The 22,391-nt window shown below is 59.9% G+C and carries 16 protein-coding genes, 1 pseudogene and 1 riboswitch; of the genes and pseudogenes, 11 read left to right on the plus strand and 6 right to left on the minus strand.

Annotated features, from left to right (window positions below; genetic code table 11):
* Window positions 1-19 precede the first annotated feature (19 nt).
* Window positions 20-3,790, minus strand: a complete 3,771-nt coding sequence (gene cobN / locus ACP7BO_RS10565) for a cobaltochelatase subunit CobN (RefSeq protein WP_426210149.1) — start codon at window positions 3,788-3,790, stop codon at window positions 20-22.
* 3 nt (window positions 3,791-3,793) lie between these two features.
* Window positions 3,794-4,864, minus strand: a complete 1,071-nt coding sequence (gene cobW, locus ACP7BO_RS10570) for a cobalamin biosynthesis protein CobW (protein ID WP_397456730.1) — start codon at window positions 4,862-4,864, stop codon at window positions 3,794-3,796.
* A gap of 93 nt (window positions 4,865-4,957) precedes the next feature.
* A riboswitch (cobalamin riboswitch) is annotated at window positions 4,958-5,155 on the minus strand.
* A 184-nt stretch (window positions 5,156-5,339) separates the two neighbouring features.
* Here cobW and ACP7BO_RS10575 point away from each other — a divergent pair.
* Window positions 5,340-6,632: a glycosyltransferase gene (locus tag ACP7BO_RS10575; protein WP_426210152.1), complete on the plus strand. Its 1,293-nt coding sequence runs from the start codon at window positions 5,340-5,342 to the stop codon at window positions 6,630-6,632.
* A 254-nt stretch (window positions 6,633-6,886) separates the two neighbouring features.
* Here the strand turns inward: ACP7BO_RS10575 and cobF are convergent, their stop codons facing one another.
* Window positions 6,887-7,645, minus strand: a complete 759-nt coding sequence (cobF, locus tag ACP7BO_RS10580; protein ID WP_426210154.1) for a precorrin-6A synthase (deacetylating) — start codon at window positions 7,643-7,645, stop codon at window positions 6,887-6,889.
* 103 nt (window positions 7,646-7,748) lie between these two features.
* Between cobF and ACP7BO_RS10585 the strand changes: the two genes are divergently transcribed.
* The 8 genes from ACP7BO_RS10585 to ACP7BO_RS10620 all read left to right on the plus strand — a co-directional run bounded on the left by ACP7BO_RS10585 (window position 7,749) and on the right by ACP7BO_RS10620 (window position 17,280).
* A complete protein-coding gene (locus ACP7BO_RS10585) occupies window positions 7,749-8,684 on the plus strand; it encodes an AraC family transcriptional regulator (protein ID WP_397456725.1) in 936 nt (311 codons plus the stop codon).
* A 140-nt stretch (window positions 8,685-8,824) separates the two neighbouring features.
* Entirely contained in the window at window positions 8,825-10,135 is a 1,311-nt protein-coding gene (locus ACP7BO_RS10590) for an ABC transporter substrate-binding protein (protein WP_426210156.1), read from the plus strand.
* A gap of 131 nt (window positions 10,136-10,266) precedes the next feature.
* Window positions 10,267-11,193, plus strand: coding sequence for a carbohydrate ABC transporter permease (locus ACP7BO_RS10595; RefSeq protein ID WP_060692370.1), 927 nt, complete (start codon window positions 10,267-10,269; stop codon window positions 11,191-11,193).
* 7 nt (window positions 11,194-11,200) lie between these two features.
* Window positions 11,201-12,034, plus strand: coding sequence for a carbohydrate ABC transporter permease (locus tag ACP7BO_RS10600; protein ID WP_060692369.1), 834 nt, complete (start codon window positions 11,201-11,203; stop codon window positions 12,032-12,034).
* A 22-nt stretch (window positions 12,035-12,056) separates the two neighbouring features.
* Window positions 12,057-13,160 (plus strand): ABC transporter ATP-binding protein, encoded by a 1,104-nt coding sequence (locus ACP7BO_RS10605; RefSeq protein ID WP_060692366.1) that lies wholly within the window; start codon window positions 12,057-12,059, stop codon window positions 13,158-13,160.
* 20 nt (window positions 13,161-13,180) lie between these two features.
* Window positions 13,181-14,656, plus strand: a complete 1,476-nt coding sequence (locus ACP7BO_RS10610; protein ID WP_426210160.1) for a mannitol dehydrogenase family protein — start codon at window positions 13,181-13,183, stop codon at window positions 14,654-14,656.
* Between the two features lie 197 nt (window positions 14,657-14,853).
* Window positions 14,854-16,335, plus strand: coding sequence for a xylulokinase (gene xylB, locus ACP7BO_RS10615; protein ID WP_426210162.1), 1,482 nt, complete (start codon window positions 14,854-14,856; stop codon window positions 16,333-16,335).
* A gap of 6 nt (window positions 16,336-16,341) precedes the next feature.
* Window positions 16,342-17,280: a carbohydrate kinase family protein gene (locus ACP7BO_RS10620; protein ID WP_426210164.1), complete on the plus strand. Its 939-nt coding sequence runs from the start codon at window positions 16,342-16,344 to the stop codon at window positions 17,278-17,280.
* 103 nt (window positions 17,281-17,383) lie between these two features.
* On the opposite strand, the gene ACP7BO_RS10625 is transcribed toward ACP7BO_RS10620, so the two are convergent.
* The gene (locus tag ACP7BO_RS10625) at window positions 17,384-18,685 is read right to left on the minus strand and encodes an OprD family porin (protein ID WP_426210166.1); all 1,302 of its coding nucleotides are present in this window, start codon (window positions 18,683-18,685) and stop codon (window positions 17,384-17,386) included.
* 242 nt (window positions 18,686-18,927) lie between these two features.
* Between ACP7BO_RS10625 and ACP7BO_RS10630 the strand changes: the two are divergent.
* Window positions 18,928-20,226 (plus strand): annotated as a pseudogene (locus ACP7BO_RS10630) (ATP-binding protein); the annotation flags it as partial.
* A gap of 69 nt (window positions 20,227-20,295) precedes the next feature.
* The gene (locus ACP7BO_RS10635; protein ID WP_426210168.1) at window positions 20,296-20,571 is read left to right on the plus strand and encodes a peptidylprolyl isomerase; all 276 of its coding nucleotides are present in this window, start codon (window positions 20,296-20,298) and stop codon (window positions 20,569-20,571) included.
* A gap of 103 nt (window positions 20,572-20,674) precedes the next feature.
* Here ACP7BO_RS10635 and ACP7BO_RS10640 read toward each other — a convergent pair whose 3' ends face one another.
* Window positions 20,675-21,886, minus strand: coding sequence for an amino acid deaminase (locus ACP7BO_RS10640; protein ID WP_426210170.1), 1,212 nt, complete (start codon window positions 21,884-21,886; stop codon window positions 20,675-20,677).
* A 50-nt stretch (window positions 21,887-21,936) separates the two neighbouring features.
* The gene (locus tag ACP7BO_RS10645; protein ID WP_060692348.1) at window positions 21,937-22,326 is read right to left on the minus strand and encodes a RidA family protein; all 390 of its coding nucleotides are present in this window, start codon (window positions 22,324-22,326) and stop codon (window positions 21,937-21,939) included.
* Between the last annotated feature and the right edge of the window lie 65 nt (window positions 22,327-22,391).

A 22,391-nucleotide genomic window follows, 5' to 3' on the forward strand; every position in this document is an offset into this window, starting at 1 on the left:
CACTGCAATCGAGCCAAGCTCAATCTTCTTCGATATCCAGCAACAGGTTTTCCAGCGCCTCGCGGTATTCCCCGGGCGCCTCCCACAACCCGCGCTGCTGGGCTTCGAGCAGGCGCTCGGTCATATCGCGCAAGGCATGGGGGTTGTGCTGTTGAACAAATTCACGGGTATCGGGGTCGAGCAAATAGGCATCTGCCAGCAACGCGTACTGGTGGTCATCGATCAGATGCGTGGTTGCGTCAAAGGCAAACAGGTTATCCAGGGTCGCGGCCATTTCGAACGCGCCTTTGTAGCCATGACGCTTGACCCCGTCGATCCATTTTGGATTGGCGGCACGGGAGCGGATCACCCGGTTCAGCTCTTCCTTGAGGGTGCGGATTTTCGGCAGGTCCGGCTGACTGTGGTCGCCGTGATAACTGGCGGTCTTTTCACCGCTCAAAGTCTCTGCGGCTGCGAGCATGCCGCCCTGGAACTGGTAGTAGTCGTTGGAGTCGAGCAAATCGTGTTCACGGTTGTCCTGGTTTTGCACCACAGCCTGCACCTGGCTCAAGCGCCGGGCGAACTGGTCCCGGGCCTGTGTGCCTTCATCACCGGCACCATAGGCGTAACCCCCCCAGTTCAGGTACACCTGCGCCAGATCATCGCGGCTCTGCCACAAACGACCGTCAATGGCGTTTTGCACACCGGCTCCATAAGCCCCGGGCTTGGCGCCGAAGATCCGCCAGCCCGCTTGCCGCGCCGCCAGTTCAGGGGCCAGCCCTTGATGCTCCAGCTGTTGGCGTTCAGTGCGGACTCTGGCGGCCAGCGGGTTGAGATCATCCGGCTCGTCCAGTGCGGCCACGGCTTGCACAGCCGCATCGAACAGGCGAATCAGATTGGCAAAGGCATCGCGAAAGAACCCTGACACGCGCAAGGTCACGTCGACCCGCGGCCGGTCCAGCAGGCTGACCGGCAGAATTTCGAAATCATCCACCCGCTGACTGCCGGTGGCCCACACCGGGCGCACGCCCATCAGGGCCATGGCCTGGGCGATATCGTCACCGCCGGTACGCATGGTTGCGGTCCCCCAGACGGACAGCCCCAACTGGCGCAAGTGATCGCCGTGGTCCTGCAAGTGACGCTCAAGAATCAGGCTGGCCGACTGAAAACCAATCCGCCACGCTGTGGTGGTCGGCAGATTACGCACATCCACAGAAAAGAAATTGCGCCCGGTCGGCAACACATCAAGCCGCCCCCGGCTCGGTGCGCCGCTGGGCCCAGCCGGTACAAAACGGCCACTGAGGGCATCCAGCAACCCTTGCATCTCGGCCGGGCCGCAGGCATCCAGCCGCGGCGCCACCACTTCCAGCAAAGCCTGGAAAATATCGCGTACTTCCTGCCATTGCGCGGTTTCGGGCAATTGCACAGTGCCCGCCAATGTCTGCTCAATCAGCTGCGCTGCGTACAACTCAAGGCGCTCGCGGGTATCCCCCGCGGTTCGCCACAGAGCATCACTGACTGCCCGCAAAGCTGCTGGCTGGCGTGCCGTCCAGGGTTCGGCCAGCGCGCAGTCCAGCGGGTCAAATGCCAACTCAAAGGCTTTGGCCAGCGCCCGCAGCACACTGGATTGCGCCCCGCGCCCGTCGCCACGGGGGATGCGCAGCAAGGCCAGCAGCGTGTCGATACGCAAACGGCCAGCGGGCGACTCACCGAAGATATGCAAACCGTCGCGGATCTGTGACTCCTTGAGATCGCACAGATAGGTATCCAGGCGTGGCAACCAGATAGCCGCATCGGCATCGCTGTCGAGCTGTTCGTCCAGCTGCAACTCGCGGTCGATCCGGGTATCGCGTACCAGCTTGAGAATGTCGCGCTGTAATTCACGGGCCCGACGCGGGTCAAGCAGCTGCGCTTCGTAGTACTCGTCGGCCAGCAGTTCCAGGTCGCGCAACGGTCCATAGGTTTCAGCGCGGGTCAGCGGCGGCATCAAGTGATCGATGATCACCGCCTGGGTCCGGCGCTTGGCCTGGGCGCCTTCGCCCGGATCATTGACGATAAACGGGTAGACGTTGGGCATCGGGCCAAGAATTGCGTCTGGCCAGCATTGCTCCGACAGGCCCACGCCCTTGCCCGGCAACCACTCCAGGTTGCCATGCTTGCCCACATGCACCACCGCATGGGCGCCATAGGTGTTACGCAGCCAGAAGTAGAACGCCAGATAGCCGTGGGGCGGTACCAGATCGGGGTCGTGATACACCGCGCTGGCATCCACCTGATAGCCGCGGGCCGGTTGAATCCCGACAAACGTCAGGCCAAAACGCAGACCCGCGACCATCAGCCGCCCACTACGGAACATTGGATCGGTCTCTGGCATGCCCCAACGCTCAATCACTGCCTGGCGATTGGCCTCGGGCAAGCGATTGAACATCGTCCAGTACTCATCCAGTGCCAGGCTTTGCATGCAGGGGCGCAGGTCCAGACTGTCGAGGTCATTGCTGACCCCGCCGAGCAAGTCCTGAATCAGCGCAGTGCCGCTCTCGGGCAACCGGCAATCGAGCGGATAACCCCGGGCCTGCAAAGCCCGCAGGATATTCAGCGCGGCGGCCGGCGTATCCAGCCCCACGCCATTGCCGATGCGACCGTCGCGAGTCGGATAGTTGGCCAGAATCAGCGCTATGCGCTTTTGCGGGTTCGGCACCCGAGCCAGCTCGACCCAGCGCCGCGCCAGTTGCGCGACAAAGTCCATCCGTTCCGGTTGCGCCCGATAACACACCACGTCCGACTGGCTGCGCTCACTGCGCCAGGCCAGGTCTTTAAAACTGATCGGGCGACTGATAATCCGCCCGTCCAGTTCCGGCAAGGCAATGTGCATCGCCAGATCTCGCGGGCCAAGGCCCTGTTCGCTGTCGCGCCAGCCGGGCTCGTTGTCCTGGGCGCAAATGGCCTGAATGACCGGGATATTGCGCCGAAACGGTCGCAGGTGCGGCGCTTCGGGGCTCGACTGAGCAAAACCGGTGGTGTTGAGAATGACTGCGGCATCGACCTCATCCAGCCAGTCCTCAACGTTCGCCAGGCACCCCGGCTCCTTGAGGCTGGCCACGGCAATCGGCAAGGGATTGAGACCCGCAGCCTGCATACGCTGGCAAAACACATCGACGAACGCGGTATTGGCTGCCTGCAAGTGCGAGCGGTAGAACAGCAGCGCCGCTACCGGATAACCGGGTTGCCAGTCGGCCTGCCAGTCCTTGAGTTCAGGGCTGGCGTGCGCCGGGTGATAGATGGCGGTGCGGGGCAAGGTTCGCGGCGGCTCCCACGTGTAATCGCGGCCCAGCCACTGGGCGGCCAGGCAACGATAGAGCTGCAACGCGTTATGCAACCCGCCCTGGCGCAGAAAATGCCACAGACGCTCACCCTCACTGGCAGCCACTGTGCTCAGCGCGCTGAGTTCAGGGTCGGGGCGATCATCGCCCGGCACCAGAATCAGGGTGACGCCACGTTCGGCCAGTTGCATCAAGCGTTCAATGCCGTAGCGCCAGTAACCGATCCCGCCGTGCAATGACAGCAGGATCACTTTGGCATGTTGCAGCACTTGATCGAAATACAGGTCGACCGAGCCGTGGTTCTGTACCTGCATCGGGTTTGCCAGACGCAGGCCAGGATAATTTTCAGGCAACTGCTGCGCGGCTTGCGCCAGCAGTGCCAGGCTTGAATCACCGCTGCACAGGATCACCAGCTCGGCGGGGGTCTGGCCAAGGTCGGCAATGTTGTCGTCCGATACAAAGCCACCAGGCTGGGTCCTGAGCAAATGCATGGTTTAAGCGCTCAACGCTGTACGCAGAGTGGATTCGAGCAGTGCCGCGTCCAGATCCTGGCCAATCAGCACCAGCCGGGTGCTGCGAGTTTCATCGCGGCCCCAGGCACGGTCGAAGTGCTTGTCAAAACGTGTACCCACGCCCTGAATCAGCAAGCGCATCGGCTTGCCCGGGATAGCCGCAAAGCCTTTGACCCGCAGAATGCCGTGCTGGACCACCAGTTGAGTCAGGGCTTCCATCAATACGCGTTCATCGCCTTCAGGCAGCTCGATGGAAATCGAATCGAAGGCATCGTGGTCATGATCATCGTGGTCATCATCACCGTCGTGGTGGTGATCGTGGTGGCTGTGACGGCCATCAATATGATCCTCGGAGCCGGCACCCAGGCCCAGCAACACATCCAGAGGCAAGCGGCCGCTGCTGGCTTCGATGACTTTCACCGCAGGTGGCAACTCTTCAGCGACTTCGGCACGCACCCGGGCCAGATCTTCAGGGCTGATCAGGTCGGCCTTGTTGAGGATCACCAGATCGGCGCTGGCCAACTGGTCAGCAAACAGCTCGTGCAGAGGCGACTCGTGGTCCAGATTCGGGTCGAGTTTGCGCTGGGCGTCGACCTGATCCGGGAACGCAGCAAAGGTACCGGCAGCCACAGCCGGGCTGTCGACTACGGTAATCACTGCATCAACCGTGCAGGCGCTGCGGATTTCCGGCCACTGGAATGCTTGCACCAGAGGTTTTGGCAGGGCCAGGCCCGAGGTTTCAATCAGGATATGGTCGATATCGCCGCGACGGGCGACCAGTTCGCGCATCACCGGGAAGAATTCTTCCTGCACGGTGCAGCACAGGCAGCCATTGGCCAGTTCATAAACGCGGCCGTTGGCTTCTTCTTCGGTACACCCGATGGTGCACTGCTTGAGGATTTCGCCGTCGATACCCAGTTCGCCGAACTCATTGACGATTACCGCAATACGGCGGCCCTGAGCGTTATCCAGCATGTGCCGCAGCAGCGTGGTTTTGCCCGAACCGAGAAAGCCGGTAACGATCGTGACAGGGATTTTGGCCAGTGTTTTCATCGGATGCCCTTTGGCAAGCGGCGGGCATACGGGACGACGACCGCAGGCTGTGCGCGGTCAGTCTTCGCCACCGGATCACCCCGCCCGGTTGAAGTAAGAATCTGTCACGAGGCAGGTCTCCTGGCTTACGGCGGGGTGCCAGCCTGAGCTGACGCCGACCCTGCGCCTTCCCGCTTGTCCAGCAGTGGCATTGCAAGGTCATTGACCGTTTACAGTTGCGGGGGCAGCCGCGGCATACCGCGTTCCCTTCTTAGCTTCGCGTAGCGAAGAACCTCGAACGCGCAAGGCTACGCAGTGCTTTGTAACAGGTCAATGTCATCCTGTGGGCGCTGGCATGTCAGCGCTAGATTCAACCCGGCGTGCAGGACCAATCATGGCGACCTGATCGCAGGCAAGCCCGCTCCCGCACAGGATCAACGCAGTGCAGTGTTGTGTTCTAATTGCCGCCTTTTTTCAGCCTCAGACGGAACCGTCCATGTCGTCCCCTCGCCCAACCCACGTCCTGATCATTGGCTACGTGTGGCCCGAGCCTCGCTCTTCTGCGGCAGGCGGGCACATGATGCAGATCATCGAGAGTTTTTTGCAGCAAGGCTGGCAGATCACCTTCAGCAGCCCGGCCGGGGTTGGCGAGCACAAGGCCGACCTGGCGGTGCTGGGCATCAATGAAGTCGCGATAGAACTCAATAACAGCAGCTTCGACACCTTCATCAGTGAGCTGGCCCCGGACATCGTGCTGTTCGACCGCTTCATGATGGAGGAACAGTTCGGCTGGCGTGTCGAGAAACATTGCCCGAATGCCTTGCGCGTCCTGGAAACCTCCGATTTGCAAAGCCTGCGTGACGCCCGTCATCTGCAACTGAAGGCACGGCTCAAGCAAGACCCGGAGCAGGATGACTTCAGCAGTCTGTTCGCCCCGGCGCAGCGTGCCACCTTTGAGCACATGGCCGATGCCGATCTGGCCCAACGGGAAATCGCCGCGATCTATCGCAGCGACCTGAACCTGATGATTTCCGAGTACGAAATCGATCTGCTGGTGGAGCAGTTCCACGTTCCCGAGTCGCTGCTGCACTGGTGCCCGCTGATGGTTGACAGCGTCCCTGAGCAATGGGTGCCTTATGAGCAGCGCCAGCACTTTTTAAGCATCGGCAACTTCCGCCATGCTCCGAACTGGGATGCCGTGCTATGGATGAAGACCCATATCTGGCCCTTGATCCGCCAGCAACTGCCGGCTGCCCAGTTGCATGTTTACGGTGCTTACACACCGCCCAAGGCCACGGCACTGCATAACCCGGCCCAGGGTTTTCATGTACTCAACTGGGCCGAGGATGCCCTGGCCGTGATGAGCAGCGCACGCATCTGCCTGGCGCCTTTACGCTTTGGCGCCGGAATCAAAGGCAAGATCGCCGATGCCATGCTCTGCGGCACGCCCAACGTCACCACGCCGGTGGGTGCTGAAGGCATGCACGGCGACTTGCCGTGGGCCGGTGCCGTAGAACAGAGTGCCAGCGCCATTGCGCAGGCGGCCGTCGAGCTGTACCGCAACCCCCAGGCGTGGCAGCAAGCGCAACAGAACGGCCGGGCACTGGTGCAGGCGCGGTACCTGAAAAGCAGCCATGGCCCGGCACTGGTGCAACGCATCGAAGCCTGCCGCGCGGAGCTTGAACAGCACCGGCGCAACAACTTCACCGGAGCAATGTTGCGTCATCACCAGCACAAAAGTACCCAGTACATGTCGCAGTGGATCGAAGCAAAGAACCGCACACACTAACTGCCGCCCCGCCCCCTGTAGGAGCGAGCTTGCCTCGCGATGGCTGCAACCTGACTAACCCGGTCGCCTGCATCGCTGGCAAGCCAGCTCCCACAGATCACCCGGCCTCCACCTCGCCCCCCTGTAGGAGCGAGCTTGCTCGCGATGGCTGCAACCTGACTAACCCGCTCGCCTGCATCGCTGGCAAGCCAGCTCCCACAGATCACCCGGCCTCCACCCGCCCCCCTGTAGGAGCGAGCTTGCTCGCGATGGCATCAGTGCGGTTTCGCTGACCGGCGCAGCAAATACGTATCCATGATCCAGCCCTTGCGCAACCTGGCGGCTTCACGGGTGTGCCTGATCTGTTCGCAGACATCCGCCAGCTTGCCGGCAATCAGGATCTCGTCCGCAGTACCGATATAGGCGCCCCAGTAAATATCCAGGTCCTCATGGACAAACGCCTGGAACGCGCAATGGGCATCGAGCATCACCACTACATTGTCCAGGTCCTCGGCCACCAGTCGCCGCCCCGTTGTGATACGGATCGGCTGACCAATGTCATTGAGCGCCACTCGATGGCGGGCCACCAGCGCCTGCACGCTGCTGATACCGGGAATCACCTCATAGTCGAACGCGGTGCAGCCATTGGCCCGCACCCGGTCCAGAATGCGCAAGGTGCTGTCATACAAAGCCGGCTCGCCCCACAGCAGAAATGCCCCGCACTCACCCTGCGCCAGCTCGTCTTCGATCAGTCGCGCAAACACCTCGGCCCGCTGCTCATGCCAGTCTTCAACGCCTTGGGTATAGGGTGCAGTGGCACTGTCGCGCTTAGGGTCAGTGACCTGAACCACCCGATAACCCGGCTCACGGATATAACGCTCGCAAATCTCAAGGCGCAGCCGCACCAGGTCGTCAGTGGTTTTACCCTTGTCCAGCACAAAGAACACCGAGGTTCGGTTCAGGGCCTGAATCGCCTGTACGGTGATCTGCTGCGGATCACCGGAGCCCATGCCGATCAATAACAGTGTTTTCATCGTGTCTTATCCTTGAACAGGCAGGAAATAGAGCCGCGGCTGGCAGGAATATTCAAAAGGCAGCATGATCAGCCCCATAACAAGACTACCAGCGGCCAAACCCATGACACGTCCCGCCAGAGCCACAGACCCTTCATACGAATTGATGGACGACCACAATGGCCTGTCGATTATCTACCGCCAGCATGGTTTCCCCTGCCCGCTGGTGCGCTGGCATTTCCACAAGGAGTACGAACTGCACCTGATTGTGGCCAGCAGCGGCAAAGTATTTGTAGGCGACTATATCGGCAACTTCTACCCCGAGACGCTGTTCCTCACCGGCCCCAACCTGCCCCACAACTGGATCAGCCAGGTGGCCGAAGATGAAGTGGTGCCGACCCGCGACATGCTGGTCAACTTTACCGATGAGCTGCTGGGCAGCGCCGCCTCAGTCTTTACCGAGCTCAAGGGCCTCACGCCGATGCTGGAGCGGGCACAGTACGGCATTGAATTTCACTGCAAAGCCACCATCCGCACCGCCATGGCGCTGATGCAGACCATCGCCAACGCCACCGGCGTGACCCGCCTCGGGCATTTTTTGATTCTGATGCAGCTGCTGGCGGACTGTGACGACTATCAACTGTTGTCCGGCGTCACCTCAGGCAATCTGGCCGACGAACACACCATTGACCGTACCAACCGCGCCGTGGATTACATCTTCAGCCACTATGCCCGGGAGCTGACCCTTGAAGAAGTCGCTGACTACATGGGCATGAAACCCACCTACTTTTCCCGGGTATTCAAGCAAGCCACGGGGCGCTGTTTTATCGAGTTCGTCAATCGCCTGCGTATCAGCAAGTCCTGCGAACTACTGGCCGATGGGCGAAAAGCGGTGACTGACGTGTGTTTTGAGTCCGGTTTCAGCAATATTTCCAACTTCAACCGTCGCTTTCAGCAACTTAAAGGCATGACCCCGTCACACTACCGCCGCCTGGCCGTGCAGCGTTTAACCGAGCAAAACCTGCCGGTGCTGAGCGAACGCCTGCGCAGTGCAAAATAGTATCGGTACGAGTGCTACCAGTGATTTGTCACGCCGGTGATTGAGGGCTGTAATCCGCCCTATGCGCTCGCTTGAGCGGGCAGCCATAAAAACAATAACCGTCCTTCACGGCCGCCTTGGCCGATGAAGTGGAGTGCTCAATGAATATTCCTGTCAAAGCGTTATGTGTGGCCATGTGCATGACCCTCAGCGGTATCAGCCTGGGCGCGCAAACCCTGACCATTGCAACGGTCAACAACAGCGACATGATCCGCATGCAAAAGCTGTCGAAAGCCTTCGAGAGCGAACACCCGGATATCAAGCTCAACTGGGTGGTGCTGGAAGAAAACGTGCTGCGCCAACGCCTCACCACAGACATCGCCACCCAGGGCGGCCAGTTCGATGTGCTGACCATCGGCATGTACGAAGCCGCACTCTGGGGTGCCAAGGGCTGGCTGGAGCCGATGAACGATCTGCCAGCGTCCTACGCCATTGAAGATGTATTTCCCTCAGTACGCGATGGCCTGTCAGTCAAGGGCACGCTCTACGCCCTGCCGTTTTATGCCGAAAGCTCGATGACCTACTACCGCACCGACCTGTTCAAGGAAGCCGGGCTGACCATGCCCGAGCACCCGACCTGGGAACAGATTGCAGAATTCGCCAAAACCCTGAACAAACCCGAAAAAGAGCAATACGGTATTTGCCTGCGTGGCAAAGCGGGCTGGGGTGAAAACATGGCGCTGATCAGCACCATCGCCAATGCCTACGGCGCGCGCTGGTTCGATGAGAAGTGGCAGCCCGAGTTCACTGGCCCGGAGTGGAAGAACGCCCTCAACTTTTACGTCAACACCATGAAAGCCGCAGGCCCCCCGGGCGCCACCAGCAACGGCTTCAACGAGAACCTGGCCCTGTTCAACAGCGGCAAATGTGCGATCTGGGTCGACGCCAGCGTTGCCGGTTCATTCGTCACCGACCCGACCCAAAGCAAGGTGGCCGACCATGTCGGCTTTACCTTCGCCCCCCATGCAGTGACCGACAAAGGCAGCGCCTGGCTGTACTCCTGGGCGCTGGCCATCCCCACCACCTCCAAAGCCAAGGACGCCGCCAGGACCTTCAGCACCTGGGCCACATCCAAAGAGTACGGGGCCCTGGTGGCCGAGAAAGACGGCATTGCCAATGTGCCGCCGGGCACTCGTGCCTCGACCTACAGCGACGCCTATCTCAAGGCTGCACCCTTTGCCAAAGTGACCCTGGAATCGCTCAAGGCCGCCAAGCCCAATGACCCTACGCTCAAGCCTGTGCCTTACGTGGGCATACAACTGGTCACCATTCCGGAGTTCCAGGCCGTGGGCACCCAGGTCGGCAAGTTGTTCTCTGCCGCGCTGATTGGCCAGATGACGGTTGATCAGGCCCTGGCCGCGGCACAACAGACCACCGAGCGCGAAATGAAACGCGCGGGTTACCCAAAATAAAAACGGGATAGCCTCCCCAATTTGTGGGAGCTGGCTTGCCAGCGATGCTAACAACCCGATCTGACTTTCAGATTGAGTAGATGCCATCGCAGGCAAGCCAGCTCCTACAGAATTTCCAGGTGCCATTCACCATGACGACTTCGACTGTTACGACAGCGATTGACGCCCCGTTACCGGTGCGTAAATCACGGCTGTTCAACCCCGGCTGGTTTCTGGTCACGCCTTCAGTGGCGTTATTGCTGCTGTGGATGATCGTGCCTCTGGGCATGACCCTGTACTTCTCGCTGATTCGCTACAACCTGCTGTATCCCGGTGAAAACCAGTTTGTGGGGCTGGAAAACTTCACCTACTTCCTGACCGACTCGGGGTTCTTGCCCGGGGCGACCAATACCCTGCTGCTGGTGGGCAGTGTATTGCTAATCAGTGTGGTGCTCGGGGTGTTGATCAGTGCCCTGCTGGAGGCCAGTGAATTCATGGGCCGCGGCATTGTGCGGGTGCTGCTGATTTCACCGTTTTTCATCATGCCCACCGTAGGTGCGCTGATCTGGAAAAACCTGATTTTCCATCCGGTGTCCGGGGTGCTCGCCGCGGTCTGGAAACTGTTTGGCGCCCAGCCGATTGACTGGCTGGCGCACTACCCGCTGTTGTCGATCATCATCATTGTGTCGTGGCAATGGCTGCCTTTCGCGATCCTGATCCTGATGACCGCCATGCAGTCCCTCGACCAGGACCAGAAAGAAGCCGCACGCCTGGATGGCGCCGGCCCCATCGCGATTTTCTGGCACCTGACGCTGCCGCACCTGGCGCGCCCGATCGCCGTGGTGGTGATGATCGAAACCATCTTCCTGCTCTCGGTATTTGCCGAAATCTTCACCACCACCAATGGCGGCCCGGGCTACGCGTCGACCAACCTGGCCTACCTGATCTACAACCAGGCGCTGGTGCAGTTCGATGTGGGCATGGCCTCGGCCGGCGGGCTGATTGCCGTCGTGATCGCCAATATCGCAGCCATCATCCTGGTGCGCATGCTGGGCAAAAACCTGACTGACAAGCCGTGAGGGCCAAGTGATGACACTCCAACAATCGCGGCGCCTGCAAAGCCTGTTGCTCGGCACCCTGGCCTGGGCCATCGCCATCCTGATTTTCTTCCCGATCTTCTGGATGGTGCTGACCAGCTTCAAAACCGAGCTCGACGCGTTTGCCACGCCGCCGCAGTTCATTTTCACCCCGACCCTGGAAAACTACCTGCACATTGAAGAGCGCAGCGGGTATTTCCACTTTGCCTGGAACTCGGTGGTGATCTCGTTCACCGCAACCGCCCTGTGCATGCTGATCGCCATCCCGGCCGCGTACTCCATGGCCTTTTACGAGACCAAACGCACCAAGGGCACGCTGTTGTGGATGCTCTCCACCAAGATGCTGCCGCCGGTGGGGGTGCTGATGCCGATTTACCTGCTGGCCAAATCCTTTGGCCTGCTGGACACCCGTACCGCGCTGATCATCATCTACACCCTGATCAACCTGCCGATCGTGGTCTGGATGATTTACACCTACTTCAAGGACATCCCCAAGGACATCCTTGAAGCCGCCCGCCTGGACGGGGCCACCCTATGGCAGGAGATGGTTCGCGTGCTGCTGCCCATCAGCAAGGGCGGGCTGGCCTCGACCCTGTTGCTGTCGCTGATTCTGTGCTGGAACGAGGCCTTCTGGTCGCTGAACCTGACCTCATCCAGCGCAGCACCACTGACCGCACTGATCGCTTCGTACTCCAGCCCCGAAGGTTTGTTCTGGGCCAAATTGTCTGCCGTCTCGACCCTGGCCTGTGCCCCGATCCTGATTTTTGGCTGGATCAGCCAGAAACAGCTGGTACGCGGCTTGTCCTTCGGCGCAGTTAAATAAAAATCACGATTGGAGGCCCGTCATGGCCAACCTGAAAATCAAGAATTTGCAAAAAGGCTTTGAAGGTTTCTCGATCATCAAGGGCATTGATCTTGAAGTGAACGACCGTGAATTCGTGGTCTTTGTCGGCCCGTCGGGGTGCGGCAAGTCCACCTTGTTGCGCCTGATTGCCGGGCTCGAAGAAGTGACTGACGGCACCATCGAGCTGGACGGCCGCGACATCACCGAAGTCAGCCCGGCCAAGCGCGACCTGGCCATGGTGTTCCAGACCTACGCCCTGTACCCGCACATGACCGTGCGCAAGAACATGTCATTTGCCCTCGACCTGGCAGGCGTGCCCAAAGCCGAGGTCGAGAAAAAGGTCAACGAAGCGGCGCGCATTCTCGAGCTTGCGCCGTTGCTCGAACGCAAGCCCAAGCACTTGTCCGGCGGGCAACGCCAGCGCGTGGCGATTGGCCGGGCAATCGTGCGCAACCCGAAGATATTCCTGTTTGACGAGCCCCTGTCCAACCTCGATGCGGCCCTGCGGGTACAAATGCGTCTGGAACTGGCGCGCCTGCATCAGGAGCTGCAAGCAACCATGATTTACGTGACCCACGACCAGGTCGAAGCCATGACCCTGGCCGACAAGGTGGTGGTACTCAATGCCGGGAAAGTCGAGCAGGTCGGCTCACCGCTGGATTTGTATCACCAGCCGGTCAACCTGTTCGTCGCCGGTTTTCTGGGCACCCCGAAAATGGGCTTCCTCAAAGGCAAGGTCAGCCGGGTTGAGGCCCAAAGTTGCGAAGTTGAACTGGACGCCGGCACCCGCATCCAATTGCCACTGAGCGGCGCATCACTGAGCGTGGGCGGTGAGGTCACACTGGGGATCCGCCCGGAACACCTGAATCTGGCCAAGCCCGGCGACTGCACCCTGACCGTTACCGCCGATGTCGGCGAGCGACTGGGCAGCGACACCTATTGCCATGTGATTACCGCCTGCGGCGAGCCCCTGACCATGCGCATTCGCGGAGACATGGCGAGCCAGTATGGCGAGCAGCTGCACTTGCACCTGGACAGTGAACACTGCCACCTCTTCGACGCACAGGGGCTGGCCATCACCCGCCCGCTGCGCGCTGCTGCCTAACGTTTTTTGAGATCGCATCCATGAAACTCAATCGCCGAAACCTCGATAACCTGACCCATAAAGTTGAAAAGCCGACCTATCTTGCGAGCGACACACGGCACGGCATAGCCCATATCGGGGTCGGTGGATTTCACCGCGCACACCAGGCCTTTTATACCGATGCGCTGATGAACCAGGGTCGCGACCTGGACTGGGGCATTTGCGGCATCGGCCTGCGGGCAGAGGACCGCAAAATGCGCGATGACCTGGCCGGTCAGGACTATCTCTACACCCTGTTCGAACTGGGCGACAGCGACGATACCCAAAGTCGCATCATCGGCTCGATCAGTGACATGCTGCTGGCCCAGGACAGTATCGAGGCGGTACTCGACAAGCTCGCCAGCCCGGATATCCGCATCGTCTCGCTGACCATCACCGAAGGCGGTTATTGCATCGACGACAGCAGCGGCGAGTTCATGGCCACCCTGCCCCAGATCCAGCAGGATCTGGCTCACCCGAAAAAACCGCGGACCGTATTCGGCGTGTTGTTTGCCGCCCTCGCCCGGCGCCGGGCAGCGGGCACCGCGGCCTTTACCGTGATGTCCTGCGATAACCTGCCGCACAACGGTGGTGTGGCGCGCAAAGCCCTGCTGGCCTATGCCGCCCTGAGCGATGCCGACCTGCATGACTGGATCGCCACCCATGTCAGCTTTCCCAACGCCATGGTTGACCGCATTACCCCCATGACCAGCAACGCCCATCGTCTGCAACTGCATGATCAATTGGGTATCGACGATGACTGGCCGGTAGTTTGCGAGCCGTTCATCCAGTGGGTGCTGGAAGACAAGTTCAGCGACGGCCGCCCGGCCTGGGAAACCGTCGGCGTGCAAATGACCGATGACGTCACGCCCTACGAAGAGATGAAAATCAAGCTGCTTAACGGCAGTCACCTGGCGCTGACCTACCTGGGGTTTCTCAAGGGCTATCGTTTCGTCCACGAGACCATGAATGACCCGCTGTTCGTGGCCTACATGCGCGCCTACATGGACCTGGACGTGACCCCGCAACTGGCACCGGTGTCCGGCATTGACCTCACGGCGTACAAAGACACCCTGGTCGAGCGGTTCTCCAATCAGGCCATCGCCGACCAACTGGAGCGCGTGTGCTCCGATGGCTCGTCAAAATTCCCCAAGTTCACGGTACCGACCATCAACCGCTTGATTGCCGATGGCCGCGAGCTGAAACGTGCGGCGCTGGTCGTAGCGGCATGGGCGCTGTATCTCAAGGGCGTTGACGAGAATGGCCAGACCTATGCAATACCGGACCCCAGGGCTGAATTTTGCCAGGCGCTGGTCAAAGATGACGCACTGATCGTGCAGCGGTTGCTGGGTGTGGAGGAGATATTTGGCGGTGCCATTGCCCAGTCTGCCGAGTTTGTTGCGGCATTTGAGTGGTGCCTCAACAGTTTGCGTGACGTCGGGGTAACCGCCACCCTGGAACACCTGGTACAGCACTGAACTGTTCTGCCGCAATCCCGTTCTGCCCTCCTGTAGGAGCGAGCTTGTCTCGCGATGATTGTTATCGATAACGCGTTTTTACAAGTTGAACACGACGCTCTCGAGGCCATCGCGAGACAAGCTCGCTCCTACAATTGAGATAGCAGTGGTTTTAGGGGTTGCGGCCTTCTTCCGGATTCTGATTAGGTTAACGCCCCATGAATCACTTATTTCTCGGCATCGATTGCGGCACCCAGGGGACCAAGGCGCTGATCCTCGACAGCCAGTCCGGCCAGGTACTGGGCCAGGGTTCGGCACCGCACACGCTGATTCAGGGTGAGCACGGTCGCCGCGAGCAGGACGCCGCCCAATGGTTGCAGGCCCTGACGACCGCCACACAACAGGCGCTGGCCGCAGCCGGAGTCAGCGGTCAGCAAATCTGCGGGATCGGGGTCAGCGGCCAGCAACACGGGCTGGTACTGCTGGATGCCCAGGGTCAAGTACTGCGCCCGGCCAAACTCTGGTGCGACACTGAGTCTGCCCCCGAAAACCGCCAACTGCTGGAATGGATGGGCGGTGAAACCGGTTCACTGCAACGCCTGGGGCTGGTCATCGTTCCGGGTTATACGGTGTCCAAGCTACTCTGGACCCGCCATCACCATCGCCAGGTCTTTGAACGCATCGCGCATATCCTGCTGCCCCATGACTATCTCAACTACTGGCTCACGGGCCGATTGTGCAGTGAATATGGCGATGCCTCCGGTACCGGCTATTTCAACGTGCGAACCCGCCAGTGGGACCTCGAAATACTGCGTTATATCGACCCCGAGGGGCGGCTGGAACGCGCGTTGCCCGAACTGATCGACTCCCGCGCGCCCGCAGGCAAGCTGCGGCCTGAAATTGCCCGGTTGCTGGGCCTCAATCCCGAGGCGGTGGTCTCCAGCGGCGGCGGTGACAATATGCTCGGCGCCATTGGCACCGGCAATATCGAACCCGGCATCATCACCATGAGCCTCGGTTCTTCTGGCACCGTCTATGCCTTTGACCCGCAGCCACAGGCCCGCCCGGACGCTGCGGTTGCCAACTTTTGTTCGTCCAGCGGCGGCTGGCTGCCGTTGATTTGCACCCTCAACCTGACCAATGTCACCGGCGCCATACGCGAGCTGCTGGGTCTGTCCCTGGATGATTTCAATCAATTAGCCCGCCAGGCGCCGATTGGCGCTGAAGGCATCAGCATGCTGCCGTTTCTCAACGGCGAACGGGTGCCCGCCCTGCCCGGCGCCACCGGCAGTATTCAAGGCCTGACCCTGACCAATTTTAACCAGGCCAACCTGTGCCGGGCGGCCATTGAAGGCACCACCTTCGGTTTGCGTTATGGTCTGGACCTGCTGCGCCGCGACGGCCTGCAAAGCCACACCATCCTATTGGTGGGGGGAGGCTCAAAAAGTTCGCTGTGGCGCCAGATCGTGGCCGATATCATGGACACCAGGGTCATCTGCGCCGAACAAAGCGAGGCCGCTGCACTGGGCGCGGCCATTCAGGCAGCATGGTGTACAGGTGCAGGTACCCTTGAGCAACTGTGTCAACGTTGCGTGCGCCTTGATCACGCCAGCGAAACCCGGCCCGATGCCAACAACGTTGCGGCCTACGAACAATCCTATGTGCGCTACCGTCTACAGGTCGCGGCCTTATCCGAGTAAATGTTTATGTATCTGGTGTGTGGTGAAGCGTTATTTGATTTTTTTGCCCGGTCGGACAGCGGTGAGCAGGCAGGCAAAGTGGACTTCAAGGCGATTGCCGGAGGGTCACCGTTCAACGTTGCCGTAGGCCTGCGTCGCCTGGGCATCGAAGCCGGCATGTTTGCCGGGATTTCGACCGATTATCTGGGGCGACGGTTAAAACAGGTCTTGACCGAAGAAGGCGTCAGCCATGAGTTTATACTGGATATGGACGCTCCCACCACGCTGGCCATGGTCGCACTGGACGCCAATGGATCGCCCGCCTACAGCTTTCGCGGCGAAGGCTGTGCCGACCGGCAACTGCATCTCCACCACCTGCCGCAATTGGGACCGCAGGTACGCGGTGTCCATGTCGGGTCGTTTTCCCTGGTGGTACAACCGATTGCCGACACCCTGCTGGCCCTGGTAAAGCGTGAAAGCGGACGACGCCTGATCAGCCTCGACCCGAATGTGCGGCTCAATCCTGAGCCGGATATTGAAGTGTGGCGCCAACGGATCAAGCAACTGATCCCCTATGCCGACCTGATCAAAGTCAGCGATGAAGATCTTGAACTGCTGTACCCGGGGCAAGACCCGCAACACATTGCCCAATCATGGCTGGGGCAACGCTGCCAGCTGGTGTTTTTGACCCGCGGGGCCGAAGGCGCCAGCGTGTTCAGTCGCGAGCACGGTCAACACAGCGTCACTGCCAGTACGGTAAAAGTTGCCGACACCGTGGGTGCCGGCGATACCTTTCAGGCGGCGGTGATTGCCTGGCTGACCGAACATGAACTGGACTCGATCGAAGGCTTGCAACAACTGAGCAAACCCCAGATCGGCGCCCTGCTCGACTTCGCCAGCCGCGCGGCGGCGCTAACCTGCAGCAAAACCGGACCGGACCTGCCCTACCGCCACCAGCTGGATTGATCACCCCCCCGCCCTCTGTAGGAGCGAGCTTGCTCGCGAGCTGTAAGCGATCTGCTGGAAGAGCTCGCGAGCAAGCTCGCTCCTACAGGTCAGGGATGGGGTATCACCAGATCGACACGTTATAGCTGACGATCAGGCGGGTCTCATCCACATCACGGGCGAACTGCGCGTAGTTGGTGCGATAGGTGGCGTTGCGCAAGCGCAAGCTCACATCCTTGAACGTACCGCCTTGCACGATGTACTTGAGTTCGCTGTCGCGTTCCCACTCTTTACCTTCTTCGCTGCGACCCACCACTTTGATGTGGTCGCCATTGACATAACGGGTCAGGAACGACAAACCGTTAATGCCCACCGCCTTGAAGTCATAGTCATAACGCAGCTGCCACGAACGCTCCTGGGCGTTGGCGAAGTCGTTGACCTGCAAATAGTTGACCAGATACGGGTTGCTGCCATCCAGGTACGGCATCGAGGTGTCGCCGTTCATGCGCTGCCAGCCGGCGCTGATTTTATGGCCGGCCACTGCGTAGCCGAACATGGCGCCAAGCGCCCGGTTATCGATGGTCGAGGCCTTGGCCGAGCCTGCGTCATCACTCTTGATCAAGCGCACATCTGCCGACAGCACGCCCGGGCCGACAGGCTGACTGGCCAGCACACCGACAAACTGCTGACGGTAAATGTCTTCCAGTTCGCCATAGTGGTATTGCGCTGTCAGCCGCTCGTTAACCTTGTAGTCCAGGCCATACATATTGAAATGGTCGGCGGTGACATTGCAGGTAAAACGCTTGTTCTTGCAGTTCAGGCGCAGGTCCTGAGCGTCGGTGGAATCGCGCGCGGTGTAGCGGTCAAGCCGCGAAGCCATGAACTTCAGGTCCTTGAATTCCTCAGAGACCAGCATCGCGCCATTGAACATGTTTGGCAGCAAACGGCCGTCGTTGTATTTGAGTAAAGGCAGGTCGGGCAACAGCGCGCCGTACTTGAGAACGCTGTGTGAGACACGCATTTTGGCGGTCAGGCCGAATTTGGCGTACTGATCCTTGGAACGACGGGGATCACTTCCGGTCGAAGGTAGCAATCCACTGTTGCTGTCAGCGGGGCTGGAGTTGATTTTCAGCCCCAACATGCCCAAGGCATCGAGCCCGAAGCCCACCGTGCCTTCGGTGTAGCCCGATTGCAGATTGAGAATAAAGCCTTGAGCCGTCTCATCGCGCTTGGAGGCGCCCTGGGGGTTTGAAGTGCTGCCATCACGGAAGTCGCGGTTGAAATACACCGTTCGCGCTTCCAGCCTGGCGCTGCTGTCTTCAATGAACCCGCCAGCCTGGGCCTGTGTTGCAAGACCGGTACACACCGCCAGTGCGCCGACACGTGCAACCCGGCAATGCGTCAACAATGAAAAAGGGACAACCATGGACAAGCTCCAGCAGCGAATAACGCGCAAAACAGAAACAATCGAAGACGCGCTCGGGGTTAACCACCCAAACGGGATTCTTCGATCAAAAAAGAGGGCGCAATTGTACGAAAGGCTAAGCCTGAGCCTCACTCGACCTTAGTCGTACTGTCAAAGCCGGGCTTCTCAGCACCAATGATAGCCTTTAGCCTTCATTCAGCCTCTAATGGGCACATTTTCAGATTCAACCTCGGGACTTATCCATGAGCGCCGTATTTACTGTCAGCCAACATGGGGCATTAGCCCGCAGCCCCTTGGGTGAAGTCGCAAACTGGCCTCAGAGCTTGCGCACCAGCGCGCAGCTTGTACTCAATTCCCCGCTGCCGATGTTGCTGCTTTGGGGCGAGCAACTGACCCAGATTTACAACGACAGTTTTGCAGCGCTGGCGGGCAACAAGCACCCGGGCGCCTTTGGCCAGCCCATGCAGCGCTGCTGGCCGGAGTTCCGTGAATACAGCCAGCCGATCATCGACGCCGTACTGGCCGGTGAAAACCGTTCGTATACAGACCAGTACTACGTGCTCCCGGACCAGCATCTGGCAACCGAGCTGTGGCTCGACCTGACCTTCAGTCCCGTTTTCGATGAAGCGGACAAGGTGGCCGGTATTTTGATGATTGCGGTCCAGACATCCCGGCGCCGAACGGCAATCAAGCGCACCGCACAGGCCTTGCGTGAACTTAATGACACCCTTGAAGAGCGTGTCACGGAGCGTACCCAGGCCCTGGCCGAAGCCAACGATCAACTGCAGCGCGAGATGATCGAACGCGAAAGGATTGAAGACACCCTCCGGCATGCGCAAAAAATGGAGGCGGTTGGCCAGTTGACCGGCGGTATCGCCCACGACTTCAACAACATGCTGACCGGCATCATTGCCAGCCTGGACCTGGCCAAGCGCTATATCGCGGCCGGACGCAGTGACGAGATAGGTCGTTTTACCGATGCCGCCGTCGCTTCAGCGCAACGGGCAGCCGCCCTGACCCATCGCCTGCTGGCGTTTTCACGCCGCCAGGCTCTGGACCGTAAACCTCTGGACCCTAATGCTCTGGTGATTTCACTGCAGGAGCTGTTCAGCCGTACCAAGGGTTCACACATCGACCTGAAGGTTGAACTGGGCAAAGACATCTGGGCGGTCAACACCGATACCGGCCAGCTTGAAAGCGCCCTGCTGAACCTGATTATCAATGCCTGCGATGCCATGCCCGAGGGTGGGACACTGGTGGTCAAAACCGCTAACAGCTACCTGGATGCCAGTCATCTGAGCACCCTCGAAGCGGTCAAGTCCGGCGAGTATGTGTTGCTTGAGGTCTGCGATAACGGCAGCGGTATGTCGCCGGACATCCTGGCCAAGGCATTTGACCCCTTTTTCACCACCAAGCCTGTGGGTCAAGGTACCGGTCTGGGGCTATCCATGATTTACGGCTTTGCCCGCCAGTCTGGCGGTCATGTGACGATCAGCAGCGAAATCGACAACGGCACCTGCGTGCGCCTGTACCTGCCGCGCTACGACAGCAAAACTCAGGCATAATCCGCGGCCGCGCAATTTGCCCCACAGTTTCAAGGTATACGCCCCATGAAAGCTCAAGCCCGCCATATCCTGGTGAAAACCGCCGAAGAAGCCGAGTCGCTCAAGCAACGCATCGCCAAGGGCGAAGCCTTTGACGTTTTGGCGAAAAAATTCTCCACCTGCCCGTCGGGCAAGCGTGGGGGTGACTTGGGGGTGGTTCGGCCGGGGCAGATGGTGGGCGTTATCGACCAGATCATCTTCAAAAAGCCATTGCGGGTGGTGCACGGACCGATCAAAAGCAAGTTCGGCTATCACCTGGTGCAAGTGTTCTACCGCGACTGAAACACTGCAAGCCCCCCTGTAGGAGCGAGCTTGCTCGCGAGCTTTTCTGCCGCTAACAGCTCGCGAGACAAGCTCGCTCCTACAGAAGCCTGCTGCGCTGGTTTCAGAACACTATTTCTAGGCTCTCAACGACATTCAGTTGCTCATCCACCAGGCAGCCCGTACGCCATTTGTCGAACGTCAGGCAAGGATGCGAGGTACCAAAACTGATGATGTCGCCTACCTTCAGTTCAGTGCCCGCAGCAATGGTCATGAAAGCGTGCTGATCCATCACCGCCGTGACCGTGCAGGCACTGACATCATCACCGACCGCCGGCAGTACACCTTCGCGGTAACGTTTTAACGGCATTGGCAAGCCCGCATCGTAGGCCACATCGCGTTTGCCCAGCGCTATCACGGCAAAGCCCGGTTCCGGCAACGACTGGACATGGGCCCAGACTTCCAGCGCCGGGCGCAGGCCTTCATGCAAGTCGCTGCGTCGATCCAGTACGCAGCACTGGGCGTCCTTGTAGATCCCGTGGTCGTGCACCACATAACTGCCGGGGCGCAGGATGCTCAGGAAACGCCCGCTGGCCGCTTCGGCTTCAAAACCTTCGGCGATCAGGTCATACCAGGCCGAACCCGACGCCGTGATGATCGGCTTGTCCAGCGCAAACGCGCCATCCTGTTGCAGCTCAAGGGCCAGGCGTACCAGGGACGCGGCAAACGCACGAATGCCGCTGACCGCCTGTTCGCCGTGAATCACCCCCTCGTAACCTTCGATCCCGGTCAGGGCCAGCGCCGGTTGTGCCTTGATCGCAGCGGCCAGGTCGAGTACCTGTTGCTCGGTGCGACAGCCACAACGTCCGCCGACCACGCCGTATTCGATCATGACGTTCAGGCGCTGACCACGCTCGGCAAAAAATGCGCCCAGCGCTTGCACGTTATCCGGATGGTCGACCATGCAGTGAAATTCGAAGGTCACGTCTTCCTGCAAATCGGCGATCAGCGCCATATTGGCGCGGCCGACCAATTGGTTAGCCATCAGCACCCGGCGCACGCCCCCGGCATAGGCCGTGCAGGTCTGCACCGCACTGGCCAGGGTCATGCCCCAGGCGCCCTGCTCCAGCTGGCGGCGAAACAACGCCGGGCACATGCTGGTTTTGCCATGGGGGGCCAGTTGCGCGCCGCTGCGGGAGACGAAGTCCTGCATCCAGCGAATGTTGTGCTCCAGGGGATCACGGTGAATCACCAGCGCCGGCAAACTGACATCACGGACTAGATGGTCGGCGGGGTCGGCAGCGCCTTTGAGTACCAGGGCTTTGTTCAACTTCATCGACACACTCAATTCCTCACGTTTTGTTTTTATTGCGAGCTGCTTTGCGCTTAGCGCTTGGCCTTGTAGGCGACGCAGTCGATTTCGACCCGGCAATCCACCATCATCATCGCCTGTACACAGGCGCGGGCCGGGGCATGTTCGCTTTTGAAGTACGAGGCAAACACCTTGTTGAAACTCCAGAAGTCACGCGGATCCTGCAACCACACGCCTGCACGCACCACGTCTTCAAGGCCATAACCGGCTTCTTCAAGAATCGCGATCAGGTTTTGCATGGTCTTGTGGGTTTGCTCAACAATCCCGCCGTTGATGATTTCACCGTTTTCCATGGCCACCTGGCCAGATACATGCAGCCAGCCATCGGCTTCAACAGCACGGGCGAAAGGTAAAGGCTGACCACCTGCGCCTACTGCGCCGGTACCGAAACGTTTGATGCTCATCGAAAAAACTCCACTGCTTGAACAAGGCGCCTCATGCACCCTGGCGCAGCAGTGTGCCATAAGGT

This window comes from Pseudomonas sp. TWR2-1-1, assembly GCF_049897045.1.
Classification (GTDB): Bacteria; Pseudomonadota; Gammaproteobacteria; order Pseudomonadales; family Pseudomonadaceae; genus Aquipseudomonas; species Aquipseudomonas versuta.